The sequence below is a fragment of the Cupriavidus sp. HPC(L) genome (assembly GCF_000307735.3).
In the GTDB taxonomy this organism is placed as follows: Bacteria; Pseudomonadota; Gammaproteobacteria; order Burkholderiales; family Burkholderiaceae; genus Cupriavidus.
In genome coordinates, this window is sequence record NZ_AMPR02000422.1 from 25,410 (window position 1) to 45,514 (window position 20,105).

21 protein-coding genes are annotated in these 20,105 nt (G+C 66.8%); 6 read left to right on the forward strand and 15 right to left on the reverse strand.

Annotation, left to right across the window (positions count from 1 at the left end; translation table 11 throughout):
• Positions 1-119 precede the first annotated feature (119 nt).
• The 4 genes from B551_RS19030 to B551_RS19045 all read right to left on the reverse strand — a co-directional run bounded on the left by B551_RS19030 (position 120) and on the right by B551_RS19045 (position 3,530).
• Positions 120-737 carry a pyridoxamine 5'-phosphate oxidase family protein gene (locus B551_RS19030; protein WP_006576208.1) on the reverse strand — a complete coding sequence of 206 codons (618 nt, stop codon included), beginning with the start codon at positions 735-737 and terminating at the stop codon, positions 120-122.
• A 30-nt stretch (positions 738-767) separates the two neighbouring features.
• Positions 768-2,132: an adenylosuccinate synthetase gene (locus B551_RS19035; RefSeq protein ID WP_023264804.1), complete on the reverse strand. Its 1,365-nt coding sequence runs from the start codon at positions 2,130-2,132 to the stop codon at positions 768-770.
• Positions 2,129-2,599 (reverse strand): RidA family protein, encoded by a 471-nt coding sequence (locus tag B551_RS19040; RefSeq protein WP_006576206.1) that lies wholly within the window; start codon positions 2,597-2,599, stop codon positions 2,129-2,131. Before B551_RS19040 ends, B551_RS19035 begins: the two co-directional genes overlap by 4 nt.
• Positions 2,600-2,744: 145 nt before the next feature.
• Complete coding sequence (locus tag B551_RS19045) at positions 2,745-3,530, reverse strand: helix-turn-helix domain-containing protein (RefSeq protein WP_006576205.1); 786 nt, start codon at positions 3,528-3,530, stop codon at positions 2,745-2,747.
• 140 nt (positions 3,531-3,670) lie between these two features.
• On the opposite strand from B551_RS19045, the gene B551_RS19050 reads away from it, so the two are divergent.
• On the forward strand, positions 3,671-4,531 hold the full coding sequence (locus B551_RS19050; RefSeq protein ID WP_006576204.1) for an alpha/beta hydrolase: 861 nt from the start codon (positions 3,671-3,673) through the stop codon (positions 4,529-4,531).
• Positions 4,532-4,544: 13 nt separating this feature from the next.
• Here the strand turns inward: B551_RS19050 and B551_RS19055 are convergent, their stop codons facing one another.
• Positions 4,545-5,780, reverse strand: a complete 1,236-nt coding sequence (locus tag B551_RS19055; RefSeq protein WP_006576203.1) for a YbfB/YjiJ family MFS transporter — start codon at positions 5,778-5,780, stop codon at positions 4,545-4,547.
• A gap of 179 nt (positions 5,781-5,959) precedes the next feature.
• Here B551_RS19055 and B551_RS19060 point away from each other — a divergent pair, with 179 nt between their 5' ends.
• Both B551_RS19060 and B551_RS19065 read left to right on the forward strand, forming a co-directional pair.
• A complete protein-coding gene (locus tag B551_RS19060) occupies positions 5,960-6,553 on the forward strand; it encodes a TetR/AcrR family transcriptional regulator (protein ID WP_006576202.1) in 594 nt (197 codons plus the stop codon).
• A 178-nt stretch (positions 6,554-6,731) separates the two neighbouring features.
• A complete protein-coding gene (locus B551_RS19065; protein ID WP_023264806.1) occupies positions 6,732-7,529 on the forward strand; it encodes an SDR family oxidoreductase in 798 nt (265 codons plus the stop codon).
• A 21-nt stretch (positions 7,530-7,550) separates the two neighbouring features.
• Here the strand turns inward: B551_RS19065 and B551_RS19070 are convergent, their stop codons facing one another.
• Complete coding sequence (locus B551_RS19070) at positions 7,551-8,513, reverse strand: GlxA family transcriptional regulator (RefSeq protein ID WP_043441445.1); 963 nt, start codon at positions 8,511-8,513, stop codon at positions 7,551-7,553.
• 230 nt (positions 8,514-8,743) lie between these two features.
• Between B551_RS19070 and B551_RS19075 the strand changes: the two genes are divergently transcribed.
• Entirely contained in the window at positions 8,744-9,385 is a 642-nt protein-coding gene (locus B551_RS19075; protein WP_006576408.1) for an HD domain-containing protein, read from the forward strand.
• Between the two features lie 60 nt (positions 9,386-9,445).
• Here the strand turns inward: B551_RS19075 and B551_RS19080 are convergent, their stop codons facing one another.
• The 8 genes from B551_RS19080 to B551_RS19115 all read right to left on the reverse strand — a co-directional run bounded on the left by B551_RS19080 (position 9,446) and on the right by B551_RS19115 (position 16,924).
• A complete protein-coding gene (locus B551_RS19080; protein WP_006576407.1) occupies positions 9,446-9,868 on the reverse strand; it encodes a GFA family protein in 423 nt (140 codons plus the stop codon).
• A gap of 165 nt (positions 9,869-10,033) precedes the next feature.
• Positions 10,034-11,053 carry a tripartite tricarboxylate transporter substrate binding protein gene (locus B551_RS19085; protein ID WP_023264808.1) on the reverse strand — a complete coding sequence of 340 codons (1,020 nt, stop codon included), beginning with the start codon at positions 11,051-11,053 and terminating at the stop codon, positions 10,034-10,036.
• Positions 11,054-11,122: 69 nt separating this feature from the next.
• Positions 11,123-12,046: a CoA ester lyase gene (locus B551_RS19090; RefSeq protein ID WP_006576405.1), complete on the reverse strand. Its 924-nt coding sequence runs from the start codon at positions 12,044-12,046 to the stop codon at positions 11,123-11,125.
• Positions 12,047-12,107: 61 nt separating this feature from the next.
• Positions 12,108-13,334 carry a CaiB/BaiF CoA-transferase family protein gene (locus B551_RS19095; protein ID WP_006576404.1) on the reverse strand — a complete coding sequence of 409 codons (1,227 nt, stop codon included), beginning with the start codon at positions 13,332-13,334 and terminating at the stop codon, positions 12,108-12,110.
• On the reverse strand, positions 13,331-13,822 hold the full coding sequence (locus B551_RS19100) for a MaoC family dehydratase (RefSeq protein WP_006576403.1): 492 nt from the start codon (positions 13,820-13,822) through the stop codon (positions 13,331-13,333). The genes B551_RS19095 and B551_RS19100 overlap by 4 nt, the downstream gene beginning before the upstream one ends.
• Positions 13,819-15,063, reverse strand: a complete 1,245-nt coding sequence (locus tag B551_RS19105) for an acyl-CoA dehydrogenase family protein (RefSeq protein WP_006576402.1) — start codon at positions 15,061-15,063, stop codon at positions 13,819-13,821. The genes B551_RS19100 and B551_RS19105 overlap by 4 nt, the downstream gene beginning before the upstream one ends.
• Positions 15,060-15,551, reverse strand: a complete 492-nt coding sequence (locus B551_RS19110; protein WP_006576401.1) for a MaoC family dehydratase — start codon at positions 15,549-15,551, stop codon at positions 15,060-15,062. Before B551_RS19110 ends, B551_RS19105 begins: the two co-directional genes overlap by 4 nt.
• Positions 15,552-15,571: 20 nt before the next feature.
• Entirely contained in the window at positions 15,572-16,924 is a 1,353-nt protein-coding gene (locus tag B551_RS19115; RefSeq protein ID WP_006576400.1) for an MmgE/PrpD family protein, read from the reverse strand.
• Positions 16,925-17,139: 215 nt separating this feature from the next.
• Between B551_RS19115 and B551_RS19120 the strand changes: the two genes are divergently transcribed.
• Positions 17,140-18,057 carry a CoA ester lyase gene (locus tag B551_RS19120; RefSeq protein ID WP_006576399.1) on the forward strand — a complete coding sequence of 306 codons (918 nt, stop codon included), beginning with the start codon at positions 17,140-17,142 and terminating at the stop codon, positions 18,055-18,057.
• Here the strand turns inward: B551_RS19120 and B551_RS19125 are convergent.
• Positions 18,054-18,779 carry an IclR family transcriptional regulator gene (locus B551_RS19125; RefSeq protein ID WP_006576398.1) on the reverse strand — a complete coding sequence of 242 codons (726 nt, stop codon included), beginning with the start codon at positions 18,777-18,779 and terminating at the stop codon, positions 18,054-18,056. The two genes, B551_RS19120 and B551_RS19125, sit on opposite strands and share 4 nt — an antisense overlap.
• 311 nt (positions 18,780-19,090) lie before the next feature.
• Here B551_RS19125 and B551_RS19130 point away from each other — a divergent pair, with 311 nt between their 5' ends.
• Entirely contained in the window at positions 19,091-20,104 is a 1,014-nt protein-coding gene (locus tag B551_RS19130; RefSeq protein WP_083492675.1) for a hydroxymethylglutaryl-CoA lyase, read from the forward strand.
• Position 20,105 lies beyond the last annotated feature (1 nt).

Below are 20,105 nucleotides of genomic sequence, written 5' to 3' on the forward strand. Positions count from 1 at the left end.
GCGCGGAACGGAAGACACTGCGGATGCGTGGCCGCCCGCTCGTGGAGCAGGGTGGCCACGCCTTGCGGCCCATTGGAGAGGGCCAAGAGGGAGCGATCGGAGCGCGGAGGCGGTAGGGATCAGCGGGCGGAGAAGCGCTGCGGATCGAACGCTTCCTCAGGCAGCGCCGACAGCGTCGCGCCGGCCGGAAACGGATAGCGCAAGTAAGGTGCCCGCGGCTGGCCGGGCGGCGAGTATTGTCCGTCCGCGAGAATCCGCTTCTTGGCCGACAGTGAAAGGATTTCGCAGCGGTACGCCACGATCTGGTTGGCGGCCCCATCTTCGATCGGGGTGTAGTCCTTTTCGGGGCGGAACTTGTCGAGTGCCAGGTACTGATGCGCCCGAATTTCGTCGGTCTGGTCGCGCAAGGTGGCGACGCATCTCGCGATGACACTGTAGTACTCGAGGCTGGTGTTCTGGCCTTTGGGTGCCTTGAGCAATGCCACTGGGCGATCGATCTCGATGGTCACGTGAGGATTGGCCCGTATCGCCGAAGCCAGCTTTCCGTAGCGGGAGCTATGGATCAGGAAGGCATCTCCGGTGAAGGTGAAGCTTTGGGCCGTCACGTAAGGGAAGGGGTTGTCGTGGACGGCGACCCGGCAAATCAGTTCGTCCTTTAGAAAGGCCTCGATGGCGGGCCAGTCTGACCATGCCAGGTCGGTTCTCCGCATTTCATTGGTCAAGTAGGCGGGCGTCATGTTCGCACTCGGATTTATGGTTTGAGGGAATCAGTACAGAAAGCGCAGCTGGTCGCGCGCGGGGCCCAGGCCGACGCCACGAAGTCGGCGAGCGACGGCGCCTTCCAGCCAATGCAGCAAGGCATCGAGCTGCGGTGGCAGCGGGTCTTCACGGCGCTGTGGCAGCGCATTTCGACTGAATGCGGGAAATTCGCGGATGCGAGGTTCGGTTGTGCGATGAGAGGCGCCATCGAACAATGGAATAACCTGGCGCCGCGTGTCGACGAACCACGCCAGGCAATCGCATTTGTTCAGGAACCACTCGTCGATGCCATGCTGACGTATCGTCGTCCGTAGTTGCGCGACGTCGAGCAGTCCAATGCGACGCGGCCGCCCGGTCACGGTGCCGTACTCGTCGGCCAGCACGCGAAGGGCGGTGCCGATATCGAAGGCGTCGTCGCTGGCGAGCAGGCGAGCCGGATCATGGCGCGCGGCCTCGCGATACCGGTCGCCACGGTGTGCTGCCGCTGCCGCGCAGTATTGCGCCGAGCGCGTGCCGCCCAGCTCCGACGGGAAAGGTCCCGCGCCGACGCGCGAGACGATGGCCTTGGCGACGCCGATGGTCTTGCGGTGGTATTTGGCTGGCAGGTCGCCGCCGACATAAGCATAGGCCGGCACGGTATGGCTGGAGGTCACCCATGGCTGGTCGCCGTGCGTCACGTCGAGCATAACGGACTGTGCTCCCTCGAACAGCACGCGCGCGCCGCCCTCGACCAGCGTGCCCAGATGGTCCGGCTCAGAGGTGACGAAGTCGCGTACGGTCCGCCAGGCGGCGCGCATGCGGACGACCGCCGAGCTACGAGCATCCGCGCCGGCGCCCGTGCCGCCCTGCTTCTTGCACTCGCCAAGAAGGCGGAACACCGCTTCGCTGTCGGCGACCAGATCGCGCAGCTGGAACGCGACACGCATGCCCCCGCGCATGCGCCTTGCGTGGTCGGAGTAGCAGGGCCCGATGCCGTTTCCGGTGGTTCCGATGCTGCCACCATCGTCCCGGTCGAGCGCTACATGGGCGGGTTGGATCAGAGGGCAGCGATCGCTGATGTTCAGACGCCCGTGCAACGAGATGCCGCGCGACGCCAGCATCGCCATCTCGTCGGCCAGTTCGGCCAGGCCGATCGCGCATCCCGAGCCGATGTAGAGCGACAGCGAAGGGTGCAGGACGCCGGAGGGAATCTGCCGCAGGCGAAGCGCGCCACCGGGGGCATCGATCGTATGCCCGGCATTGGCGCCGCCGTTGAAGCGCGCGATGACGTCATAGTCGCCGGCGAGATGGTCGACGATTCTGGCTTTGCCTTCGTCCCCATATTGCAGGCCGACCAGCACGTCGGCATATCCGGTGCGGGATGGTGTCGTCATGCGTCGATGGCCAGCGCGAACGTGGCTTCGATTTCGACCGGTGCGCCGAATGGCAGGCTTGCGACGCCGATCGCAATGCGCGCGTGTCTGCCCTTGTCGCCGAAGACGAAGTTGATCAGCTCGGAAGCGGCGTTGACCACGGCAGGAGCATCGTGGAAGCTCGCCGAGGTGGCCACGAAACCGCCAATGCGCAGCACGCGCTGGACCCGTTCGAGGTCGCCGTCCGTGGCGGCGGCGACCCAGCCGAGTACGTTGGCCACGCAGAGCCGCGCGGCTTCGCGCGCCGTGTCGAGCGACACGCCGTCAGGGACTCGGCCCGTCGCGAACGCCTTGCCGCCAACCGTTGGCAGTTGGCCCGAGATCGTCAGGATCCCGCGGTGCAGGGTATAGGGGACAAACAGCGCGGATGGCATGTCGGCCGGAGGCAGGACGATTCCGGCCTCCCGGATGCGTTCGATGACTGGCATGAGCTTCCTCGTGAGCAATGGCGACGCGCTGCCGGCGCCTTGCACGGCAGTGTCGCCATCTCACTGTGCCTTGGGAGCCCGCCGTCGTCCCGTGCGGCGAGGCCATGCGATGTCGCGCGGACGCCAGCTTCCGCGCGATGCGCTGCTAATGCTGCGCCATATCCTGAAAGTACTCGGTCGGCGTCATGCCGAGGGCGCGACGGAACATGGCGCTGAACGCGCTGGGACTCTCGTATCCCAGCTCGAGGGCAATGTCGGTGACGGGCTTGCCTTCTGCCAGCAACCGCACGGCGGCCATTAACCTGGCCTGCTGCTTCCAGCGGCTGAAGGTCAGGCCAGTCTCCTCGGGAAACAGGCGGATGATGGTGCGTTCGCTGGCACCGACGGAGCGGCTCCATTCCTCGACCGACGTCTCGTCGGACGGCTCGGCGACAATGCGGGCGCAAATGCGGGCCAGGCGTGGATCGCGGGGCATCGGAAGATGCAGTGGCACGACGGAGAGCGGCCGCATTTCATGCAACAGCAGGCTGGCGACGAGCCCGTCGCGACCCTCCTCGTGATAGTCAAGCGGCATGGTCACCGCCGCCGAGATCAACTCGCGCAGCAGCGGCGGCACTGCCACCACGCAACACGTCGTCAGCTCGGTGGGGACTGCGTCCTCCCGGACATAGACGGTGCGCATCTCCACGTCGCCGCACGCCTTCATTGCGTGCCGGACATTGCAAGGCACCCACACGGCCCGCTGTGGGGGTACCACCCAGGATCCCCATTCCGTCGTCACCAGAATCGCCCCGGTATAGGCATAGATCAACTGGCCGCGCGGATGCGAGTGATAGTCGATATAGAACCGGTCGGGCAGCTCGCGAGCCATGCCGCCGAGCGGGCGGTCGATGTGCTGGTAGTCGTCGCGATTCTCGCTCTTTCCGAACATGGCGTCTCCGAGATAGCGGGTGTCATCTGGCGGGGCGCCGTTTGCGCCTTGGCCATTTATCTTGGGGGTCGACGTGAGCGCGTCGTATTTTTTTAGCGATCGGTGTTCGCATCGAACCCGAATGTTCGGAGCCAAATTTAATGTCAGTGTATCGAAACTTCAATCAGGAATCGCTCGACCGGCAATACAACGTCCGGGGCGGCATTCCGCACTATCAGGCGATCTTCGAGCGGTGGGCAAAGCAGAGCGCTGAGGTTCGTCAGGCGCATGCCGTCAGCCAGGATCTCGCCTACGGCGATGACGCGAAACAGAAGCTCGATTTCTTCCCTGCTCGCAGTGCTGGCCGGCCATTGCTGATCTTCATTCACGGCGGATATTGGCAATCGCTGGACAAATCCGATTTCAGCTATCTGGTGATCCCGTACCTGGAGCGCGATATCAATGTCGCCGTGGTCAACTATCGGCTCGCACCCACGGTCGCGATGGGCGATATCGTGCGTGATAACCAGGATGCCGTGGTATGGCTGTACCGGCAGGCGCAGACGCTCGGCTTCGATGCCGATCGCATCTTCCTGTCCGGGCACTCGGCCGGCGGCCATCTGACTGCGACGCTGGCTGGTACGAGTTGGCAGGACTTCGGGGTGCCGGCGGACGTGCTGAAGGGCGGCTGCGCAATCAGCGGCCTCTATGATCTGGAGCCGATCCGACTCTGCTATCTCAACAAGGTGGTGGGATTGACGGAGGCGGACGTCGGCGCCTACAGTCCGATGGGCCATCCGCCCTCGACCAGGCTGCCGATGATCCTTACCGTCGGCGGCGATGAGTCGGACGAATATCATCGCCTGCAGGCCGACTATGCCGCGCTGCTGCGTCAGCACGGCGTACCGGTGGAGATCGTCGACCAGCCCAGCGGCCATCATTTCGACGCAGTCGATGCTCTCGGCGAGGCGCGCGGCGTGCTGACCGAGGCCGTGCTGAGGATGATCGCGGCAGCGGCGTAAAGACGCCAACGCCTCAGGAGCGGGCCATCTGTGCATTCCTCGCCTTGGCCGGGAAGCAGAGGTCCGCCAGCAATGCCACGAGGAGCAGCGCCGCCGCGGTCAGGAACAGCAGCCGGTGCGATTGCCCGCTCGCATTGAACAGCGCGGAATAGGCGTAACCCGCGACGGCCATCGCCGCCGCCGACACGATGCTGGCGCGGCTCCAGGCGATGTTTTGCCGCGGCGCATGGTCCGGGACGAGTTCATGCACACGGGCCAGCGCCAACGGCACCATGCCGGGCGCGAAGGTGCCGATCACGACGGTCAGGGCACCGAGCACCAGCAGGTTGTCGGTGACATACACCGCGGCCAGCACGATCGCCAGCACCAGCGACACCAGCCTGATACCCGGACCGGCACCCAGCCGATCGGCGAGAAAGCCGTACAGCGGCGGTCCGGCGATGGCGCCAAGCCCATAGACCGCCCAGAACACCGCGCCCAGATGCGTGCCCGCGCCCAGGCCGCGGGCGATGAAGTCCACCAGGAATACCATCGGCACCACCGCGGCGGTCGCCATCAGCGCGTACTGCAGGAACAGCATCCAGACGGCGCGGCCGAAGTGCGGCGTCGCGGACGGTGCCGGTCTTGCCGGCGCCGGGTGAGGCCGATCCAGCTGCCGTGGCGGCCACGCGAACCAGCTGGCCGCGGTCAGCAGCGCCGACACGATTGCCAGGCCGATCCAGGTTTGCGCCAGCCCCCATTGCAGCAACAGCGGAATGATGGTGCCCGATCCCGCAATGCCGAGCCCGAGACCGAGGAAGATGGCGCCGCCAGCGGCGCCTTTGCGCGCCGGCGGCACGTGCGGCAGGATGGTGCCGGCCACCAGCACCATGACGATCCCGCCGGCGATTCCCGACATGAAGCGCCACGCGAAATACCAGCCGAACGACAGCGGCACGGCACAGGCGAGAAAGGCGGCGGTGATCCATACCATCATCAGGCGCAGCGTGCGCTCGTTGCCCAGCCGCGCACCGACGGTCCGGCCGATCCATGCACCGCAGACATAGCCGGCCAGATTGGCGGCGCCCAGATAGATCACGCTGGAAGCGGGAAACCAGTGCGCCTGGATCAGTTCGGGGATCAGCGGCGTGAACGCGAAGCGCGCCAGCCCGATGCTGTCGAGGCTGGCGCACAGGCCGGCGAAGATGTAGCGCCAGACCAGCGCGCGGTCCAGTTGTGCTGGCGTGTAGGAAGGAGGGTGTTTGGTCATGGGTGGGCGTGATAGGGAGGCAGGGCGCGCATCGTCCGGCGCCGGTTCGATGGATGGTTGATGTTTGACACTGTTGTCATGTTTGACAACTTAGTCAAGATTGACGAAGGTGTCAATCATCGGCTTAAATGGCAGCATGTTTTCAAGGGGCTTTGCCCCCCGAGCATTTGGAGAAACAGATGGCTGGGGTTCGCCAATTCGATGAAGGTCTTGCGCTGGACAAGGCGCTGGCGCTGTTCTGGCAGAAGGGCTATGCCGCGACCTCGATGCAGGAGCTGGCCGCGGCCACGGGGGTGCAGCGCGGCTCCCTGTACAACGCCTATGGCGACAAGGAAACGTTGTTCCTGCGCGTGTTCGATCTCTATCGCGAGCGCTTCGTCGGGCAGATGCGCGAGGCGCTGGACAAGCCGAGGTTGCGCGACGCGCTGCGCGGCTTCTTCGGCTGCGTGATCGCCTCGATGACCACGTCGATGGCCAGCGGGATGTCGACCCGCGGCTGCCTCAGCACCAAGACTGCCGTGGGCACCGAAGATCTGGAGGGGCCGCTGCGCGCGGCCCTGAAGGCCTTGCTCGACGATATCGAGCAGGTGCTGTTCGAGCGATTGTCGCGTGAGGGCGAGCAGGCGCCGCTGGCACTGCCGCCGCGGCAGGCCGCCCGGCTGATCGTCACGTTCACGCGGGGACTGGTCGTGGTCGAACGGGTCTATCAGGACGAGAAACGGCTGCGCGCCACGGCCGACAATCTGATCGCCGTGCTGCTCGGGCCGCAATAGCGCCTCTTCGCGATCGCCCGATGACGCGATGACCCGACCACCGCGGCGCGCCATTGTTCAAGCCGCGCCAACAGTGCTGCCAATGCCGGGGCGATGATCTTTTGGTCGCCGCCGCGCATAGTTCTCCCATGTCGCAACCCTTCCTCTCTATCCGCGACCCTTCCAACGGAGAACTGACATGAGCACCGACAATCTCACCGACAATCTCACGGACAAGCGCACCGGCAAGCCCGCCGACAAGCGCACCAAAAACCAGGTCGCCATCGTGACCGGCGCCTCCCGCGGCATCGGCGCCGCGATCGCGCGGCGCCTGGCCCGCGACGGCTTCACCGTCGTCATCAACTATGCCGGCAGTGCCCGCGACGCCGAGGCGCTGGCCGGGCAGATCGAGCAGGCCGGCGGGCGCGCCATTACCGCGCAGGCCGACGTCAGCGACGGCGCGGCCGTCCGGCGCATGTTCGACGCGGCCGAGACCGCGTTCGGCGGCGTCGACGTGCTCGTCAACAACGCAGGCATCATGCGGCTCGCCACGCTGGCCGACAGCGACGACGCGTTGTTCGACAGCCAGGTCGCCATCAATCTGAAGGGCACCTTCAACACGCTGCGCGAGGCGTCGCGACGGCTGCGCGGCGGTGGGAGGATCATCAATCTGTCGTCGAGCATGGTCGGCTTGTCTCAGCCGACCTACGGCGTCTATGCGGCGACCAAGGCCGGCGTCGAGGCGATGACGCGCGTGCTGACCAGGGAATTGCGCGGCCGCAATATCACGATCAACACGGTGGCGCCCGGTCCCACGGCGACCGCGCTGTTCCTCGATGGCAAGCCGGACGAGGTGGTCGAGCGCCTGGCGAAGCTGGCACCGCTGGAGCGGCTCGGTCAGCCGGAGGACATTGCCAACGTGGTGTCCTTCCTCGCCGGTCCCGATGGCGCCTGGGTCAATGGGCAGACGCTGCGCGCGAACGGCGGCGTCATTTGATGCCGGAGTATCGCGCCGGCGCTAGCGGAAGCTGGCGCGATACTGCGCCGGGGAAATGCCAAGCCGCTGCTGGAACAGCACGCGCATCCGGTCCACCGTCACGAAGCCGCACTTGTAGGCGATCGACTTCAACGGCAGGGCGCTGCCCTCCAGCAGATTGCGCGCGATATCGATGCGCGCGCGCTCGATGAACGCATGCGGCGTCATGCCGGTATCCGCGACGAACAGGCGGACCAGATTGCGTCCGCTCATGCCGACTTCGGCAGCCAGCGCATCGAGCGTCAGCCTGGCGCCGATGTTCGCCATCACATAGGCCTGCACGCGGGCCACCGGCGAATCGGCCTGCGTGGGCGCCGCGGCCAGATAAGGGCTGAACTGCGACTGGCCGCCCTGGCGCTGCGCCACTACCACCAGCCGCTTGGCCACCGCCAGCGCCGCCGCGGCGCCGTGACCCTCCCGCACCAATGCCAACGCCAGGTCGATGCCAGCGGTGACCCCGGCCGAGGTGACCAGCTTGCCGTCGCGCAGATAGATGCGGTCGTACTCGACCGTGGCGGCGGGAAACCGCTCGGCCAGGTGGGCGGCGTTCTGCCAGTGGGTCGTTACCGTCCGGCCGTCCAGCAGGCCCGCGTGGCCCAGCACGAAGGCGCCGGTACAGACCGAACCATGCAGCCGCGCGCGCGATGCCGCGTTACGCAGCCACTTCGACACCGCGGCATCGGGCGGCGCACTCGGCAGGCCAGGGCCGCCCGCCACCAGCACGATATCGAGGCGTGGCGCTTCGTCGTTCAGCGACAGGTCCGGCATCAGCTGCATGCCGTTGGACGCGCGCAGCGGCTTGCGTGTCTTGCCGACCAGCACCGTCTCATAGCGGTCCTTGGGCCCGATAAAGGCATTGGCCTCGGCGAAGACGTCGACCGGACCGGCGACATCCAGCGCCTGCACGCCGTCAAGCATCAAGATGGCTACGGTGGTTACGCTCATATCGTCGATCTCCCGAGGCTGTCCTGAAGTGCGCTCATGATGTCCTGATCTGACGGAATCGCACCATTGTAGCCAACGACCGCGCCAGCCAGAATGAAAGCGCAAGCCCGGGCCGCCGAGGTCGACGATGAGGCGGGCCGGCTGGCATCCCACTTTCCACTCTTGCGATGGCGACCGCATCGTGCGCCGTGCCGATGCCCCGCCATGCCAATCCTTCAGGAGCAATAACGATGGCTGAAATCATTGCCGGCATCCGCGTGCCCGACAGCGCGATGGCACGCGCCGCGACGCAACTGGTGCGCGATACCGAAGACGACCTGCTGTACCACCATAGCCGCCGCGTGTTTTTCTGGGGCGCGCTGACCGGCGAGCGCAAGGCGCTGGCCTATGACCCGGAGCTGCTCTATATCGGCGCGATGTTTCATGACATGGGGCTGACGCAGCGCTATGCCAGCGACAATCTGCGCTTCGAAGTGGACGGCGCCAACGCGGCGCGCGATTTCCTGAAGGGGTATGGCATTGCTGAACGGGATATCGACGATGTCTGGGCGGCCATCGCGCTGCATACGACCCCCGGCATCCCCGAGCATATGCGCCCGACGGTGGCGCTGGTCACGGCGGGCGTCGAGATGGATGTGCTGGGGCTGTGCTATCACGACTTCACCGGCGAGCAGCGCGACCACGTCTGCCGGCATCACCCGCGCGAGCACAACTTCAAGGAAAGCATCATCGACCATTTCGCCGAGGGCACACGCCGCAAGCCGCTGACGACGTTCGGCAACGTCAAGGCCGATGTGCTGGCGCTGAAGGACCCGAACTATCAGCGCCTGAACTTCTGCAGCATCATCCTGGGGTCGGCCTGGCCGACCTGATCCGGCCGGGCAGGGACCGGGCGCACGAAGGGTTCGCGCATGCCGGGTCGCGAATCCGCGCTAGCGGCCCGGCCGCGGACCCTTGGCCGCGAACTCCGCGACGAGCGGGCCATACTCCTCCATCTGCGGAAACTTCGCGAAGCTGTGCGCCGCTCCGGTCTTTGCCCAAGGCAGCGCCTCGCTCGTATAGGTTTCGACGTAGGGCGCGAACCAGGCGGCATCGTCGAGCATGGTGGGGCGAACGTTGACAAAGCCCATGCTGGGTTCCATCTCGGTAAATACCCAGCTCTTGCACCAATCGCAATGCCGGTGGTGCACCTGCTCCCCATGCATGCCACCTACGACCGGCTCGCCATCGGTCACGCGAAAGCCGGCCTCGGGAATCGCCATCGACAGCGAGAAGGCGCTGGCGCTCATTTTCTGGCAGCCGGTGCAATGACAGGCCATCGTCAGCAGCGGCGGCGCGGTGACTTCAAAGCGCAACCGTCCACATCGGCATCCGCCGGTCCAGGGCAAGTTCCAGTCGTTCATCGCGATCTCGTCGTAGGTTTGAGGAGACGAAATTCTATGATGGATCGGAATTTCCCCGGATCGACTGTACTGTGCGGCGCCGATGGTGGCCTCAATGGCGATGGCGCAGGGCGGACTTCATTGCAGTGTCAGCCCGATCGCCTTGGTCGCCGCCTGGTAGGTCGGCCAGACGCGGCCGATGAACTGGCGCAGGGCATCGCCGGTCAATGGCGTGTCCTGGCTGCCGAGTTGTTGCCTGACCATCTTGACCTGCTCCGACTCGCTGATCGATCTGGTCACCAGCTCGGCCAGCCGCGCGGCGATCTCCGGCGGCATGCCTGCCGGGCCCAGCAGCATGTTGCATTCGGTCAGGTTGCGGAACACCGGACTGGTGAAGCCCTCGTCGGCCCATGTGGGGATGCCGGGCAGGCGATCGCTGCGCGGACCGGAGATGATCAGGATCGGCTTCAGGCCGCCCGACTGCAGGCCGCCCGTCATGCCGAGCAGCGAGCCGGCGCCGACATCGATATGGCCGGCCAGCAGGTCGCCCATCATCGCGCCCGTGCCCTTGTAGTTGATGATGTCGAGCTGGGCGCCGGTTTCCTTCTTCAACTGGGCCACCATCAGCTGCCAGCCGGAGCCCACCCCATAGTTGCCGACCGAGACCGGCCGCTTGCGGGCCAGCGCCAGCACCTCCTTGAAGTTGTTGGCGGGCAGGTTCTTGTTGGCCACCATCACGCCGACGCCCGTGCTGACCGCCGCGATCGGCAACAGATCTCGCGACGGATCGATCGGCGGCTTGCGCAGCAGCACCGGCGCCTGCGCGAGCTGGCTGTGCAGCGTAAACAGCAGCGTGTAGCCGTCGGGCTCGCTGCGCGCCACGGTCTCGGCGGCGATCATGCCGACGCCGCCGGGCTTGTTTTCGACCACCACGGGCACCTTCAGCACGCCGGTGAAATACTCGGCGAACGCGCGCGCCGTGCTGTCGTTGGACGAGCCGGGCGCTTGCGCGGCGATGATCCGGATCGGCCGGGCCGGCCAGTTCGCGGCGCGTGCCGACGCGACCGGCCACGGCAGCACGGCAAGGGCGGCACCAGCGCGCAGCAGGCGACGGCGTTGGCCGTCGACCAGCCATTGGGGTGGGTTGTCAGCCTTCATATCGTCTCCGTATCGTTGTTATCACTGCGCGGCCGTCTGTCGCGGCCGCCAGCCGCGCCGAAGCGGGCGCTACATGCCGATCAATGCGGCCCGCTCGACCAGATTCCGGACGATGCGGATCGACGCGATGTCGATCATCTTGCCGTCGTACTGGACGGCGCCCAGGCCCTGTGCGAGCGCGGCGTCGTAGGCGCGCATCATGTCGCGGGCGCGAGCGACATCGTCCGGCGAGGGCGAGAACACCTGCTGCGCCAGTTCGACCTGCGACGGGTGGATTGCCCACTTGCCGGCCATGCCGAGGATCATCGCGCGCCGCGCTTCCTGCAGATAGACGTCCGGGTCGCGGAAGTCCGCGAAAGGACCATCGACCGCATCGAGCCGGTGAGCACGCGCGGCGATCGTCAGCCGGTGGCGCTGGTAGTGCCAGATATCGCCCGGATAGCCGCCGCTGCCGCCGATATCGCGCACCGACACGCCCTGGCTGGCCGAGTAGTCGCCCATGCCGAAGATCAGGCATTCGAGCCGGGGCGTGGACGCCGCAATGGCTTCCACGTTCATCATGGCCTCGACCTCTTCGATCAGCACGTCGATGCCGATCCGATGCGGCAGCTTGAGCTTGATCTCCATCATCGTCAGCAGCTTGTCGACGAACTGCACGTCGGCCGCGCTCATCGCCTTGGGCAGCATGATGACGTCCAGGTTGGCGCCGGCGCCTTCGACCACGTCGATGATGTCCTCGTAGGCGTATTCGGTGGTCAGGTCGTTGACGCGCACGCAGCGCGTGGTCCTGCCCCAGTCGAGCCCGTTCAGCGCGTCGACGATCTTTGCCCGCGCTGGCCGCTTCTCGGCCGGCGCGACGGCGTCCTCGAGATCGAGGAACACGAAGTCGACGTCCATCGCGGCGGCCTTGCTCATCATCTTCTCGCTCGAGCCCGGCACCGAAAGCTGGCAGCGGCGCAGGCGCCGCGGTCGTTGTTGTGCATCCCTTTGCATCGCGGTATTTGCTCCTTGGTGGTATGCGCTGTCGCCCGGCGGACCATGGCGATCCAGCGTGTCAGGGCCGCAGCGCGGCAATCTCGGTTGCGGTGAAGCCAAAGTCCGTCAGCGTCCGTTCGGTGTGTTCGCCGACCATCGGGGCTCGGCGCCGCACCGCGCCGGGCGTCGCGCTCATGCGCACCGGCGTTCCGGCGACCGTCAGTGGCCGTGCCGCGCCGGGCTGCTCGACTTCGACCAGCATGCCGCGCGCGCGAAAGTGCGGGTCGGCGAAGATGTCCCGCGCATCGAACACCGGGCCGAACGGAATCTCGCCGCCGAGTTCGTGCGCCAGTTGCTGCTTGGTAAAGCGCCGGGTCCACGCGGAGACGATCTCGTCGACCGTTTCGCGATGCGCGACGCGGGCGTCGTTGGTGGCGAAGCGCGGATCGTGCTGCAGTTCGGGCCGCTGCATCCGCGCGACCAATAGCGCCCAGAAGCGGTCGTTCGGCACGCCCAGGCTGACGTGGCCGTCGGCGGCGGGAAACAGTCCGAACGGGCACAGCAGCGGGTGGCCGTTGCCCTCAGGCCCCGGCGCGTTGCCGGTCACGCCATACTGGAACACCAGCCGCTCACAGATGGCCAGCACCGCATCGACCATCGCGACGTCGACGAACTGGCCCTGGCCTGTACGTTGCGCGCGCCAGCATGCGGCCGCGATGCCATAGGCAAGGAACATGGCAGGCACGATATCGCCGATGCCGGGGCCGATCTTGGTCGGCGGGCCGCCGCGGCGCGCTCCGGTGATCCCCATGATGCCGCCCATGGCCTGGGCGACCGGATCATAGGCCGGCCACTCGGCGTAGGGGCTCGCGCCGCTGCGCGGATCGCCGAAGCCCCGCAGCGTTGCGTAGACCAGCCGCGGGTTTTCGGCGGCCAGCGTCTCGTAGCCCAGGCCGAGGCGGTCCATCACGCCCACGCGATAGTTCTCGACCAGCACGTCGGCCTGCCGTACCAGCCGCAGCAGCGCATCGCGGCCGGCGGGCTGCTTCAGGTCCAGCTCCACCGATTCCTTGTTGCGGTTGATCGACCCGAAGTAGGCACCGTATCCCCGCTGCTCCAGGCGCAGCGCGCCATCGAGATGCGGGCCGTTGCGGCGCGTCAGGTCGCCGCCTGGCGGTTCGATCTTGATCACGCGCGCGCCCTGGTCGGCCAGCATCATCGACGCATACGGTCCGGCCAGCATCTGGGTCAGGTCGAGCACGACCAGGCCGTCGAGCGCGCCGGCGGGACGCTCGTTTCGGCTCATCGCTCGCCCCAATGGCTCTTGCGCTTGAGCAGCACCGTGCGATCGGCCTGCACGCACAGCTTGTCGTGCTGGTTGATGCCGTAGTGGCGAAAACGGACGAGGCCCGCGTCCGCGCGGCCGGGCGCGTCTTCCACCGCCAGCACCTCGGAGTAGGCGTACAGCGTGTCGCCATGGAAGACGGGATGCGACAGCCGGATCTTGTCCAGGCCGACTTCGCGCAGGCATTGTTCCGCGGTGTCCTGCGCGGCGAGGCCAAGCACCATCGACAGATTGATGCCGCCGAACACCACCCGCTGCGAGAAGATGCCATTGGCCGCGCGCCGCATCGCGTCCTCGTTGAAATGGCCCTCGGCGGTGTTCATCACCATATTGGTCAGCAGCACGTTGTCCATCTCGGTCACGGTCTTGCCGCGCGCGTGGCGGATCAGCATGCCGGGCGAGAAGTCCTCGAAGTAGCCGTCGTGGCTGGTCAGCGCATGCGTCTTCATGCCGTGGCCCTCCCGGCGCCCTGGCGCTGGTCGAAGGCGCGGCTGGCGATCATGGCCTCGACCTCCGATCGTCCCAGCAGGCTGTTGGCGATGATGCGCTGCTGGATTTCCGAGGTGCCCTCGAAGATCTTGGTCAGCCGCGCGTCGCGCCAGTAGCGCTCGACCGGGAACAGCCTGGTATAGCCGGCGCCGCCGAAGACCTGCAGCGCGGTCGAGGTCACGCGCTCGGCCATCTCCGAGGCGAAGTACTTGACCATCGACGCTTCCTTGTCGCAACGGCGGCCGCTGTCGATCTCGTTGCAGACGTAGTACAGCAGCTGGCGCGCCGCCTCGATTTCCGTCGCCATGGTGGCGATCTTGAAGCGGATCGCCTGGTACTCGGCGATCGGCATGCCGAACTGCCGGCGCTCCAGCGAGTAGGCGATGGCATCCTCGAGCGCGCCCTGGGCCAGTCCGATCGCACGCGCCGCGGTATGCGCGCGGGCGCCCTCGAGACCCTTGGCCATCAGCAGGAACGCCTTGCCTTCGCCGCCCATCAGGTTGCGGGCGGGGACGCGCACGCCATCGAGCGCCAGTTCGAAGGTCTTCCAGCCGAAGTAGCCGATCTTGGGAATCGGCGAGCCAGTCATGCCCGGCGGAAAGCTGCCGCGTTCCTTCTCGATCATGAAGCAGGAAATGCCTTCCCAGCGCTTGTCCGGGCTTGGCGGCGGCGAGGTGCGGGCGAACAGGATCAGGTAGTCGGCGCCGTCGGCAAAGGTGCACCAGTACTTGTTGCCGGTCAGCACCCATTCGTCGCCGTCGCGCTCGGCCCGGCACGAGATCGAGGCCAGATCCGAGCCGGTGTCGGGCTCCGACAGCGCACTCGCGTTCAGGAATTCGCCGCGGACCACGCGCGGCAGATAGGCTTGCCGCATGTCCTCGGGCATGGCCTTCATGATCCAGCCCCCCTGGGCGCGCGCGACGATGGACGCGACCGACATCCAGCCGCGCGACAGCTGCTCGCAGATCAGGCAGTACTCGAAGATGCCAAGGCCGAGGCCGCCGTACTGCTCCGGAATCGTGATGCCGAAATACCCCATCTCCGCCATCTTGTCGCGCAGATCCATGGGGATCTCGGCATCCGGGCCGTCGAGGGCGTTGGCGACGGGCAGCACCTCCTTCATGGTGAACTCGCGCGCCGCCTCCCGGATCATCTGGCGCTCTTCCGTCATGTAGCCCTTGCCGTCTGCCGATATGGTCATGCCCTGGTCCTCACAAGATTCGAACGTTTGAACTCGATCACCGCTTCGCCGCGCTGGTTGGTGCCCCGCGTGTGCCAGGTCACGATGCCGTAGCCGGGACGGTTGCTGGCGAGCCGCCGCGCGACCACCTCGGAGCTGGCGTACAGCGTGTCGCCCGGGTAGACGGGCTGCCCGTAACTGAGCTCGTCGACGCCGAGGAAGGGCCCCCCGCCTTCCGACAGGTCCTCGACCGACAGGCCGAAGACGGTGTTGAACACCAGCAGCGGATTGACGGGAATGCGCGGGTGTCCGGTGGCTTCGGCCACCGCGGCATTGGTGTATTGCGGGTTGTAGTGCAGCGTCAGCACCGAGAACAGCGTGTTGTCGGCTTCGCTGACGGTGCGGCCCCAGTGATGGGTAAAGGCGCGCCCGGGCTCGAAGTCCTCGTAGCGATTGCCGCGGACGCGCAGCCTGGCCTCGGATTTGAGCCGCGCCACGATCGGGTCCATGGAAGCGGTGTCCTGGGATGTCATCGGATTGCCTCGAACAGGGGGTCAAGGGAAGGGAGCCGGTCCAGCATTTGCACCGCATCGGCCAGGCGGCGAAAGCGCGCGCCGCCGAGCACCGGCGTGACGATGGCCTCGGCCTTGGCCAGCAACTGCTGCCACTGCCGGTCGAGATCGGTGGCGGGCACCGCGACGTTGGCGCTCTCGCGCACGGTGCGGCCGTCGCGCGTGCGAATCTCGACCACGGCAGTGTTGCGGTCTCCGCCCTGATCGGTGCGCAGCGTGACCCGTTCGCGAGCGCGCGCAAGGCGAGGGTCGGTGGCCTGCTGGTCGGTGTAGTTGCCCAGGGACGCGGTCGATACGCCGTCGAGCGCCATCGCCGCAAGATGCTGGATCGCGAACTTGATCTCCAGGCCCGTGCGCGGTTGCGCGATGTCGCAGACGCCGCGATGCGGCCCGGACACGAGAATGGCCATCGTCTGCATGTCGTCAAGGCCGATGCCATGCTTGCGGCGCGCCTGCGCCACGGCTTCCAGCGTGGAGTGGGTCAGATAGCAGGACGCGTGGTACTTGAACAGCGTCTTCTCGATCGCCATGGTGCCGCGCGGCTCGAACTGCGTGGGCAAGGGATGACTATCCGGCGCCTGCGTGGCGGCAAATCCCTGGGCGCATTCCAGCGCGGCGGTGTTGGCGGTGAAGCCGCGCGCCGCCAGCCGGGCCGCCATCACGCCATGCATCGCCGCCTTGCCGGCATGCAGCGGCTTTGCCATCGTGCCAAACATGCATTTGAGGCCGGCCGCCTGCGTGGCCGCCAGACCGAGCGCGTGGGCGCTGCGATCGGGGTCCAGCCGCATCAGCCGCGCGCAGGCCGCCGCCGCGCCGATGGCGCCGGTCGTTCCAGTGGGATGCAGACCGAAGCGGTACTGCGCATCGCCAATCCGCTCGCCGATGCGCGATTCCACCTCGTGCCCGATCACCAGCGCGCGCAGCAGGTCCATGCCGTCGGCGCGTTCCAGTTCTGCGACGGCGAGCGCGGCGGGAGCGACCGGTACGGTGGGGTGGCCACGCATCGCGGAAGCGACGTCATCGAAGTCGAGCGCGTGGCCCGCGGCCCCATTGATCAGCGCGGCATCGGCGACATGCGCGCGGCTGCCGGCCAGCACGGTACACGGCGCGTTCGTGCCGCCGCCGTGTTCGGCGGCCAGCATCCTGACCAGCGGCTCGTCGTTGGCGGCGATCGCTACCGCCAGCCAGTCCAGCAGCGCGTGGCGGGCCCAGAGCAAGGCCGCCGGGCGGATTGCGGTGTCGTCGACCGTACTGATCCACTGCGCCATCGCGGCGGTAAAGCCGGGTGCTGCCTGATCCGATCGTTCCATGTCCACCTGTTCGATGCGCCGCGATTTGCGAGCGGCGGTTGTTGCGGGTGGGGGCAGTATCGGCCGGCCGGGCTTCGGCGGGCATCACATATGTGATGGTTGACGATGGCCGCCATTCATCACGTATGTGATGGCGGGATGACGGACGGAAGGGCAGACTGCAGGTCGCGCGGTCGCGTACCGCCTGTCCTCCAGCCAACTTCGATATCCAGACCATGACCGACGATTCCATTCGCCTGCGCCGCTCCGTTCTCTACGTTCCCGCTGCCAACGCCCGCGCCATCGACAAGGCAGCCACGCTGCCATGCGATGCGATCGTGTTCGATCTCGAGGATGCGGTGTCGCCGGCGATGAAGGGCGCCGCCCGTGGACAACTTGCACAGGCCCTGTCCGCACGGGACTTTGACGGGCACGAGATCGTGCTGCGCGTCAATGCGCTGGGCACGGCCGAGTTCGAGCAGGATCTGTTGCTCGCCGCCAGCGCGCGCGTCGACGCGGTACTGCTGCCGAAGGTCGGGGACGACGCCGATGTCGTGGCGTTCGCCCGCGCCTGCGCGGCGCTGGCGTGGGACAAGCCGGCGGCGCTATGGGCGATGGTGGAGACGCTGCAGGCGATCCATCGGCTCGACGCGATCGTCGCGGCAGGGCGGGCGGCGACGCCCCGCCTCGAATGCCTGGTGATCGGCACCAACGATCTGGCCAAGGACACCGGTGTATTTGCCGGCGAGGAACGCCGCTATCTGTTGCCCTGGCTGATGCAGGCCGTGCTGACGGCGAAGCGCCACGGGGTCGACATCCTCGACGGCGTCTGGAACGACTTCGGGGACCAGGCCGGCTATGCCGCGGAGTTGACGCAATCGGTGCGGATGGCCTTCGACGGCAAGACGCTGATCCACCCGTCGCAGATCGATGCCGCCAACGCGGCATTCGCCCCGTCGGCACAGCAGGTAGCGGAGGCCGGACGGATCGTTGCCGCGTTTGCGGCAGACGCGCACGCCAATGCGGGTGTGATCAATCTGGACGGCAAGATGGTCGAGCGGCTGCATCTGGAGCAGGCGTCGCGGCTGCTGGCTCGCCACGAGGCGATCGTGCAGGCAGAACTGCGGCGAAGCGGGGCAACGCAGAACGCCTAGCAGTTTCGCGCGACCGCCAGCACCGCGGGCAGCAACTGCTTGCGGCGCGCGTGCAGCCGCGCCACCGGCCCGCCGGTACCGATGCCCAGCCATTGGCCGCGGATCGGCGTCGCCAGCAGCGTCGCCAACACGCCGGCGCCCGGCGTGGCCAGGTTCGCGGATTCGTAATAGCCTTGTTCGCGCGCCTGCCGCACGGCGCGCATGGTATCGGCCAGCCGCGCCGGCGGCCATGCCGGTTTGTGCTCCGCGTTATAGCGTCGCAGCAGGCGGCCCACCTCGTCGTCGTTCATCCGGCTCATCAGCATGATGCCGATCGCGGTCAGGTGCATCGGGCGCATGCCGCCGGATACGGCGGTAAGCCGAAGCGCATGCGGGGACTCGATGACCGACAGGTACTGCAGCATGATGCCGCTCTGGCGGCCAAGCAGCACGGTCTCGCCGGTTTCTTCGGACAGCCGCCGCATGGCGTCATGCACGGTGGCACTGGCGCCATGCTTGCGCGTGGTCCAGTCGCACAGGAACGACACGCGAACAGAGGGACAGAAGGTCCGTGCCTGCGCGTCGAACTCCATATAGCCGCGGGCCACCAGCGTGCGCACCAGCATCGAAACGCTCGATTGCGGTATGCCGAGCTTCTCGACGATTTCGCTGACCCGCAACGGCCGGCGCTCGCGCTCGAACAGCTCGAGCAGATCGAAGACCCGGTTCGCTGACTTCACCATGCCTGCATCCATCGACTGTCTCCCATGCCGCGCAGCCTGGGCTGCGGGTCATTCTGATGTTGGTGCGTATGGTAAACCGGGGCGTTTCGCCTGCGATGGAGACGTGCGCCGGTCAGTGTCCAAGGTGTTCATTGCTTCGAGCGCCGCCGGCTCGCGCGCGGGCCCGGAAGCTTTCGCGGTGTTTAGACTTTCCGATCTGGAACTGTCATCTACTCTAATGATCGCTGTAGATCATTTCCGGAATGGCATACATTGCTCCCACCGGGCCGCGCCAGATCGCCGATCTGCCGGCCCGCATCGTTGTGAGAGCCATGAACGCCCGCCATCTTTCCTACCTTCCAAGCCGTGCCGTGATCCGCGAGGTCGGCCTGCGCGATGGGCTGCAGAGCGTGCAGACCATCGTGCCGACCGAGCACAAGCGCGAATGGATTCGTGCCGCCTACGAGGCCGGCCTGCGTGAAATCGAGATCGGATCGTTCGTACCGGCGCGGCTGCTTCCGCAACTGGCCGATACGGCCGAGCTGCTGGACTTCGCCGGCACTCTGCCGGGATTGTTCTGCTCGGTGCTGGTGCCGAACCTGCGCGGTGCCGAGCTGGCGCTGGACCACGGCGCCGACCTGATGCTGGTGCCGCTGTCGGCAAGCCACGCGCACAGCCTGGCGAACCTGCGCAAGACCCCCGACGAAGTGGTGGCCGAAGTGGCCCGCATGCGCGCGGCCCGCGATGCCGCCGGTGCCCGCACGTTGATCGAAGGCGGGATCGGCACGGCCTTCGGCTGCACGATCCAGGGGCACGTCGACGCGGAGGAGGTATTGCGTCTGATGCAGGCGCTGCTCGATGCCGGCGCGGACCGCGTCAGCCTCGCCGATACGGTGGGCTATGCCGATCCAGCGCACGTCGCATCGCTGTTCGAACGCGCTGTCGCGATCGCCGGCGACCGGCTATGGTGCGGCCACTTCCACGATACCCGGGGACTCGGGTTGGCCAATGTCTACGCTGCGATGCAGGCCGGCGTGAACCGCTTCGACGCCTGCCTTGGCGGTATCGGTGGCTGCCCGCATGCGCCGGGCGCCAGCGGCAATGTCGCATCCGAAGACCTGGCCTATATGCTGGGCAGCATGGGCATCGACACCGGTCTCGATATCGGCGCGCTGCTGCGCCTGCGCGGGCGGGTTGCGGGCTGGCTTGCTGGCGAGACCTTGCACGGCACGTTGTGGCGCGCCGGCTTGCCGAAGACATTCCCCGGCGTCGACGCCGGCCACGATGCCGGCCTTGATGTGCCGAGCCACTGTGGCGCGGCAACTTCCTCGACTTTCGACGCCTGAT

What these genes read in the sequence shown, in the direction of transcription:
- B551_RS19055 (WP_006576203.1), bottom strand. Translation starts at nt 5,780, where the DNA reads ATGACCAAACACCCTCCTTCCTACACGCCAGCACAACTGGACCGCGCG.
- B551_RS19090 (WP_006576405.1), bottom strand. Translation starts at nt 12,046, where the DNA reads ATGCAAAGGGATGCACAACAACGACCGCGGCGCCTGCGCCGCTGCCAG.
- B551_RS19045 (WP_006576205.1), bottom strand. Translation starts at nt 3,530, where the DNA reads ATGTTCGGAAAGAGCGAGAATCGCGACGACTACCAGCACATCGACCGC.
- B551_RS19030 (WP_006576208.1), bottom strand. Translation starts at nt 737, where the DNA reads ATGACGCCCGCCTACTTGACCAATGAAATGCGGAGAACCGACCTGGCA.
- B551_RS19040 (WP_006576206.1), bottom strand. Translation starts at nt 2,599, where the DNA reads ATGCCAGTCATCGAACGCATCCGGGAGGCCGGAATCGTCCTGCCTCCG.
- B551_RS19110 (WP_006576401.1), bottom strand. Translation starts at nt 15,551, where the DNA reads ATGGACCCGATCGTGGCGCGGCTCAAATCCGAGGCCAGGCTGCGCGTC.
- B551_RS19065 (WP_023264806.1), top strand. Translation starts at nt 6,732, where the DNA reads ATGAGCACCGACAATCTCACCGACAATCTCACGGACAAGCGCACCGGC.
- B551_RS19050 (WP_006576204.1), top strand. Translation starts at nt 3,671, where the DNA reads ATGTCAGTGTATCGAAACTTCAATCAGGAATCGCTCGACCGGCAATAC.
- B551_RS19095 (WP_006576404.1), bottom strand. Translation starts at nt 13,334, where the DNA reads ATGAGCCGAAACGAGCGTCCCGCCGGCGCGCTCGACGGCCTGGTCGTG.
- B551_RS19070 (WP_043441445.1), bottom strand. Translation starts at nt 8,513, where the DNA reads ATGAGCGTAACCACCGTAGCCATCTTGATGCTTGACGGCGTGCAGGCG.
- B551_RS19075 (WP_006576408.1), top strand. Translation starts at nt 8,744, where the DNA reads ATGGCTGAAATCATTGCCGGCATCCGCGTGCCCGACAGCGCGATGGCA.
- B551_RS19060 (WP_006576202.1), top strand. Translation starts at nt 5,960, where the DNA reads ATGGCTGGGGTTCGCCAATTCGATGAAGGTCTTGCGCTGGACAAGGCG.
- B551_RS19115 (WP_006576400.1), bottom strand. Translation starts at nt 16,924, where the DNA reads ATGGAACGATCGGATCAGGCAGCACCCGGCTTTACCGCCGCGATGGCG.
- B551_RS19130 (WP_083492675.1), top strand. Translation starts at nt 19,091, where the DNA reads ATGAACGCCCGCCATCTTTCCTACCTTCCAAGCCGTGCCGTGATCCGC.
- B551_RS19125 (WP_006576398.1), bottom strand. Translation starts at nt 18,779, where the DNA reads ATGGTGAAGTCAGCGAACCGGGTCTTCGATCTGCTCGAGCTGTTCGAG.
- B551_RS19100 (WP_006576403.1), bottom strand. Translation starts at nt 13,822, where the DNA reads ATGAAGACGCATGCGCTGACCAGCCACGACGGCTACTTCGAGGACTTC.
- B551_RS19105 (WP_006576402.1), bottom strand. Translation starts at nt 15,063, where the DNA reads ATGACCATATCGGCAGACGGCAAGGGCTACATGACGGAAGAGCGCCAG.
- B551_RS19085 (WP_023264808.1), bottom strand. Translation starts at nt 11,053, where the DNA reads ATGAAGGCTGACAACCCACCCCAATGGCTGGTCGACGGCCAACGCCGT.
- B551_RS19035 (WP_023264804.1), bottom strand. Translation starts at nt 2,132, where the DNA reads ATGACGACACCATCCCGCACCGGATATGCCGACGTGCTGGTCGGCCTG.
- B551_RS19120 (WP_006576399.1), top strand. Translation starts at nt 17,140, where the DNA reads ATGACCGACGATTCCATTCGCCTGCGCCGCTCCGTTCTCTACGTTCCC.